The sequence below is a fragment of the Holospora elegans E1 genome (assembly GCF_000648275.1).
Taxonomy (GTDB): Bacteria; Pseudomonadota; Alphaproteobacteria; order Holosporales; family Holosporaceae; genus Holospora; species Holospora undulata_A.
Genome location: NZ_BAUP01000108.1, coordinates 1 through 6,426, shown reverse-complemented (window position 1 = coordinate 6,426; position 6,426 = coordinate 1). Strand labels below are relative to the sequence as shown.

8 protein-coding genes are annotated in these 6,426 nt (G+C 38.9%); 2 read left to right on the top strand and 6 right to left on the bottom strand.

What is annotated here, in order from left to right:
* Window positions 1–240: 240 nt before the first annotated feature.
* The 5 genes from HE1_RS10395 to HE1_RS04395 all read right to left on the bottom strand — a co-directional run bounded on the left by HE1_RS10395 (window position 241) and on the right by HE1_RS04395 (window position 4,725).
* Window positions 241–375, bottom strand: a complete 135-nt coding sequence (locus HE1_RS10395; RefSeq protein ID WP_152531116.1) for a winged helix-turn-helix domain-containing protein — start codon at window positions 373–375, stop codon at window positions 241–243.
* A 309-nt stretch (window positions 376–684) separates the two neighbouring features.
* Complete coding sequence (secF, locus tag HE1_RS04410; protein ID WP_278243339.1) at window positions 685–1,281, bottom strand: protein translocase subunit SecF; 597 nt, start codon at window positions 1,279–1,281, stop codon at window positions 685–687.
* A gap of 11 nt (window positions 1,282–1,292) precedes the next feature.
* Window positions 1,293–1,601, bottom strand: coding sequence for a hypothetical protein (locus HE1_RS04405; RefSeq protein ID WP_035545148.1), 309 nt, complete (start codon window positions 1,599–1,601; stop codon window positions 1,293–1,295).
* 11 nt (window positions 1,602–1,612) lie between these two features.
* The gene (secD, locus tag HE1_RS04400) at window positions 1,613–3,142 is read right to left on the bottom strand and encodes a protein translocase subunit SecD (RefSeq protein WP_023491210.1); all 1,530 of its coding nucleotides are present in this window, start codon (window positions 3,140–3,142) and stop codon (window positions 1,613–1,615) included.
* A gap of 65 nt (window positions 3,143–3,207) precedes the next feature.
* Window positions 3,208–4,725, bottom strand: coding sequence for a YifB family Mg chelatase-like AAA ATPase (locus HE1_RS04395; protein ID WP_035545143.1), 1,518 nt, complete (start codon window positions 4,723–4,725; stop codon window positions 3,208–3,210).
* Between the two features lie 370 nt (window positions 4,726–5,095).
* Between HE1_RS04395 and HE1_RS09025 the strand changes: the two genes are divergently transcribed.
* Complete coding sequence (locus tag HE1_RS09025) at window positions 5,096–5,254, top strand: hypothetical protein (RefSeq protein ID WP_162531261.1); 159 nt, start codon at window positions 5,096–5,098, stop codon at window positions 5,252–5,254.
* A gap of 118 nt (window positions 5,255–5,372) precedes the next feature.
* Window positions 5,373–5,558: a hypothetical protein gene (locus HE1_RS04390; RefSeq protein ID WP_035545141.1), complete on the top strand. Its 186-nt coding sequence runs from the start codon at window positions 5,373–5,375 to the stop codon at window positions 5,556–5,558.
* A gap of 462 nt (window positions 5,559–6,020) precedes the next feature.
* On the opposite strand, the gene HE1_RS09350 is transcribed toward HE1_RS04390, so the two are convergent.
* A complete protein-coding gene (locus HE1_RS09350) occupies window positions 6,021–6,164 on the bottom strand; it encodes a hypothetical protein (RefSeq protein ID WP_206537241.1) in 144 nt (47 codons plus the stop codon).
* Window positions 6,165–6,426: the final 262 nt, after the last annotated feature.

Sequence of the window (6,426 nt, the reverse complement as noted above, 5' to 3'; positions counted from 1 at the left end):
CAAACAAAATCTTGGATATAAGCATTTTTTGAGTCATTCTTTAAATGGTATGAAAGTGTATATTTATATGATTCTGATTACAGCTTTATTATTTTTAATATACAAGGCTAGAAAGAAACTGCAGGGCTTCAAAATTCCATTATTTCAATTTACATGAGATCTAAAGAAATCTTTTATTAAAACATTAATTATTATTTCAGGAGGGGATTTCAATGCTGTTAAACATTTATTTTGACACTTTCAACACTTATGCGGTATTGTCATCACCGTCTTGTAATAATGAATAAACGATTCCTGCTTGGCTGGATCTGCCTTTGCGTGCCGTGCCGCTAGCTTTTTAAATGAAAAATTATGGGCGCACAGCCACAACGTCATACCTAGCCATAGGGTTCAAGAACATGAAGCGCAGATATCGCTTTCATATACGTCGTAGCTTTCCAAATGTACGATAAATTTTGCTGTTTGTGAAACATTCAGCTTACTCACAGAGTCCCCGCTTAACACCATTAAACCTTTGATATTCCTTATACTCCTCTACATGACGACTGATCGTCAATCAGAAGAGCCTCAACAATTTAACGAGCTCCAACCCTTTGTCGGATAATAAAACTTCCTTAATCTTTTCCCCTTGTAATAGAACCACCTACGTCCTATTGCAGTTGTTCAATCTTAAACATACTTGTGTCAAAAGCCTTCTGCTCTTTTCTTTCTATCAAACTGAGACAATAGATAGAAAACAGGGGCAGCGATTAAAATAGAGGAAATCGTTCCAGAAGCAATACCTATAATCATGGGAAGGCTGTAGGTTGCTATAACGCTTCCCCCCAAAATATAAAGAACCAAAAGCGCGGCAAGCGTCGTCATGGAAGTTAGGACTGTACGAGAAAGCGTCTCATTGATGCTTAAATCCACCAACTCTGCACAACTTAAATTCTTTTTATAGCCTCTATTTTCCCGAATTCTATCGAAAACAATCACCGTATCATTTACAGAATACCCCGCTGTGACTAGAAAAGCCACCATGGCCCCTTCACCAATTTCTTGATAAAAAAGTGAAAAAAATAGTATTAATGCAGAACAATCGTAAGCAAGAGCAATCCAGCTAGCAACAGAAAACATCCAATCAAAACGAATCCAAATATACCCCCCTATCCCAAACAATGCAAATAACAACGCCCATGTGCTGGCCTTCATAAGCTCTTTTCCTAACTTAGCCCCTACATGATCGTACTTTTCAAAAACCACTGAGTCTTTAAGCGCCGTCTGAAAACGCTTTTGAATAGAAGGAATGTCTATTTTTTTTCTGCAGCACGAATTAAAATCATTGGCCTCTTTGCATCTCCATACTGCTGAATGGTTGCCTCTTTACCAAAATTATCTGACTGTTGAACAAATCGACGTACTTTTTCCAAATCGGGAAGACGAGAAAAACGCACCTCCAACAAAATACCTCCCTTGAAATCAATTCCCCAATTTAACCCTTTATACAACAACGACCCCATCATAAGAATCATAACACTTAACAACAGCGTGATGGGAAACCACAAGTGTCTTGTTAAAGAAAACGGCAAAGATAAACGAGAAAAAGAAAAAAGCGCCATAATACCCCCCCTTAAATCAGTATGGATCGCGATGGAAATTTTTGAAGCCAAAAACTTACCATAGTACGCGTCATAGAAACTGCTGTAAACATAGAAGTAACAATTCCAATAGCCATAGTAACTGCAAATCCCCTTACAGGACCGCTTCCAAACCCAAACAATAAAGCTACAGCTATCAGCGTTGTTAGATTGGAATCCACGACGGAATTCATTGCTCTTCTATACCCCGAATCAATTGCCGGCAAAAGCTTACGCCCCAAAAATAACTCTTCTTTGATGCGCTCATTCACCAGCACGTTGGCATCCACCGCCATCCCAACAGTGATAGACATTCCTGCAATCCCTGGAAGAGTAAGCGTTGCATTCATAGAAATCAAAATCGCCATCAAAAATAACAAATTGAAAGCCACAGCTATCACTGCAAAAGTTCCAAACCATCCGTAGAAAAACCACATTAAAAGCGCCACCGCTCCGATTGCCACGATTGTTGCAAAAATTCCTTTTTGAATAGAATCTGATCCCATTCCCGGCCCCACAACCTTTTCTTCTAAAACAGTCAACGCCACCGGTAAAGATCCAGAACGAATCATACTAGCCAATTCTTGACACTCTTCTAAACTTTGACTTCCTGTTATAACTGCTTGACCATTGGGGATATGAGATTGAATTTTAGGAGCACTTAAAACTGTACGATCCAAGACAATAGCCAAAATTTTTCCAGTTTGTCGAGTAAGTTCAGAAAATTGGTTGCTTCCCTGAGAAGTAAGCATCAAAGAAACGCAAGGCCGATTTTGTCCATCTTCAGATACGTGGTAATCTGCTTTTGCACTTGCAACATCTTCACCTGTCAAAACGATTTCCTTATCCAGCCGATATCCCCGCCCCTCTCTATCCTTGCATTCCCAAGTATTAGAAGACTTTTCTTCTGTTACCCAATAGAAATTTAATTTCCCTGTTTTATTTAACCGATTTTTAACCTGCTCTGGATCTTGAGATCCTGGAATTTGTAAAACAATACTGCGATCCCCTTGAATTTGAATTAATGGCTCTACAGTTCCTGTTTCATCTATTCGCTTCCGAATAACTTCAACACTTCTATTCAATGCCTGTTGCTGAAGGTTTTTTCGCAGACTATTGCTGTAGGAAAAGCTAATTTTTTTATCTTTCACAGAACGTTCCATATCTTTACCCAAAACGCTATCTGCAATTTTTTCCATATCTTTCATTTTTTCTAAAGATTGAAGTTCAAAAGAAATCGTATTTTCATCAAAATGTAAATTTTTATACCCTACCTTAGCCTTTAAAAAGGCTTTTTTTAATCTTGAAGCGTATTGATTGCTTTGATCTTTAAACAAATCCTTAGTTTGCGCTTCTAGAACTAAATGAACCCCTCCTTGTAAATCAAGACCTAAAACAATCTTTTTATGCGGTATCCATTTAGGAATAAACTTGGAAGAAACAAAGCTAGGTAACACCAACATCAAACTGACGCATACTAAAAGCATCAGCCATGCTATTTTGAATTTAGATACGTACACCATGACTTAACATAACCTTCAACACACTTTATTTCCTTGATTATCCCACATTTGCTTAAAAACCTCAACTATCGCCTTTTCGGACTTTGCTCGACACGATAACTTAACGCTTGAGTCATGTGGCTTGGTAAAATTTCTTCTGCTTGCTCTAAATCTGAAATGGTTTGCGCAACTTTGGCAACACGATAGAATCCTCTCATAGAAAAATCAAATAGATTTGCAGCTTTCAATAATATATCTTTAGAATGCTTGTTCATGTTTAAGGCTTGATCTAATAAATCTGATGGACATAGAGCATTACACTGAAAATCTTTCCCCTGATAGCGAATCCTTTGACGATCTTGCGCGCGACGAATAAGTGCACGAGTATAGTCTAAATTATCAAGAACCGTTGCTTCTGGAAAATTTTTGAAATCCACTTCTGAAACGTTCATAAACAAATCGATACGGTCTAAAAGAGGACCTGAAATATTTTGTTGATACCGAGTGCCACATTCAGGAGCTTGACGACATTCTTTTGAGCTTTTTCCTAAGTATCCACATTTACAGGGGTTCATAGCAGAAATAAGCTGAAAATTTGCAGGATACGTTACATGATAATTAGCACGAGACACAACCGCTTGTCGTGTTTCCATAGATTGCCTTAAAGCATCTAGAACACTTCTTGAAAATTCAGGAAGCTCATCTAAAAACAAAATTCCTTGATGCGCCATAGAAATTTCCCCGGGGGTTCCTCTTAAGCCTCCCCCCACCATAGAAGCCATAGAAGCAGAATGATGGGGAGAACGAAAAGGACGTTGACGCATCAATCCCTTTCCCTCTTTTAAAACTCCAGATAAACTATGAATCATAGTCACTTCTAAAGCTTCTTTTGGGGTCAAGGGATCTAATAAACTCATAGTGCTTTTTGCCAATAAAGACTTTCCCGTTCCTGGTGGACCAATCATTAATGCATTATGCCCTCCAGAAACGCTAATCACCAACCCCAGTTTGGTGTGAGCTTGCCCATGAATCAACCCAAAATGCTCCACGGGGGAAGACAAAACATCCAAAATCGGTTCCGGTGTAGAAAGCACTTGAGTACCTTTAAAATGATTGATTAGCTCTAATAAATGATGTGGAGCTAAAATAGAAAGCTCTCCTCCCCAGCGTGCTTCTGGCCCACACGCTCCAGGACAAATTAGCGTTCGCCCCAAAGATGCTGCCAGCAATGCGCTGCTTAATACCCCCGCCACCGGTTTAATGCTTCCATCTAGGCTGAGTTCCCCCAAGCTGATGGTATTTCTAAGCTCTGGAGGTAAAATCTCAAGCCCCATTAACATCCCTAAAACCAAAGGCAAATCGTAATGACTTCCTTCTTTTAGAATATTTGCAGGAGACAAGTTAATAGTAACTCGCTTACAAGGAAATCCAATTCCGATAGATTGAAGGGCAGAACGTACCCGCTCTTTGGACTCGTTCACTGCCCTATCTGGAAGCCCAACAATGTTCAGCCCTGGAAGACTTCCGGAAACAAATTGAACTTGAACTTCCACCAATAAAGCCTGGATTCCTTGAAAAGAAACTGTGGAAAGCGTATGAACCATACTTCCTTACCCCCTTACTAAATCATTTTTTTATAATAAAAAATTAATTATTTTTGTCAATTAAAAAATACATAAAATTTTATTTATTTTTACTTAAAAAAAATTATTTTAACTGGTTAAGAGAAATTTGAAAATTTCAAGTTTAAAAAACAAATACTTAAGCGAAACTTAGAACCTGTCTTCACAATTTAAATAAAATCTGATACAAAGCTTAGTTAGAAGGTAAATGAAATGACATGCCCTATCCGAGAGATTTGAGTGACACACAACAGAGATTTAATAAATCTCATTTTGATACAGAAAATTGTGGTAAAAAACGTAAGAGAGCACTTACTAACAGGGTGTTTTATCCCCTAAAGACGGGCTATCAGTGACGCTTTTGCTGCAAGAATATTCTTCCATGGAAAAGTGTGTACAGGTTTTACATGCAAGCAATACAAAGCGGAATTTGGAAAAAAATGATAAGAGATCTTGTGGAAAAAAGCCGGATAAACAATGGACGAGACAATCCACCCTACAGTCTAATTAACTTACAAAGTGCAAAACAACGGACAAAGCTATAAATCAAGGGATTGTGTCACGGATACCCTAGTACATATTTTTCATGTGAAGGCTCACGCAGCAACTACACATGATACTGTTGCGAGATGCAAGGTTTTGACAAGGCGGGTGTAAAATATCTATCGATTAAAGGCATATGCGCAGATACTGGTTCTTGTAAAACGTTTGAAGAGTTTGTTCAAAATATGTTGAAAAAGACCTTAGAAATTTCGGCACGTATTACGGCCAGATTGGGCAATTTTAGCGAAAGGGGGGGGGAAGAGAACATTTGATTGACTGGCTAAATCATTTTAGGTGATTAGCCAAGGAGTATGAAATAGACGTTCAATCGGAAAAACACGACGTTATGATCTCCCATTCAATGCTACTGATTCGTCGGTTGGCTTAACTGTGAAGATAGGTTCTGAGCGCTTAAATTCCCAGCGAATCATCCAATAGCTTGGTTTTCGTCTTTTTTAGAGCCAGCACTGTGTTAGTTGGCACGCGCAATCGTGAAATCGATCATCGCGCAGTCGTTTTGTCGTCTTTTTTCGGCGTCTCAAATACTCTGTTCCATCCCCCCTTTTGGCTCTACCTCGTAAAGCGGGTGATAAATAGCTTTAAAATCGCCAAACCTCTCCGGAAACGAAATTCCTGCACGGTGACGGTATAAAACAGCCTTCACAAACAGGAGGCTATCTTTTGCTGTAACGCTCCCCTGGTTTTCCAGGTAAAAGATCCTTGATCCTATCTCACTACCCCCCCCCACAAACACATCGTTCGTACACAGAAGACGCTTTGTGCTCGTACCCTTTTTTTTCACAATAGAAAACACTGATGGGGCCTCCTGGAAAATAAAGCCTCACTTGTGATATGGGGTAAATCTTCCTTAAAGCCACAAGTGCTGCACACGCTGCAGAACCGCAAGCTAGGGTCGGTCCGACCCCCCTTTCCCAAGTAGAAATATCCGCATTGCCAGAAGTTTTGTATCGAACATAAGAAATATTAAAAAAATTTTCACGATAAGTACTTAAATTTTTTTAAATTGTTCATGATAAAATCGGACGTATAGAAAAAGGGTCTTACTTTTCCAATAATAATAAGATGAAAAATTTCCAACATCTACTCCGCCAATATAAGAGTCGTTTTGTTTGAAATACT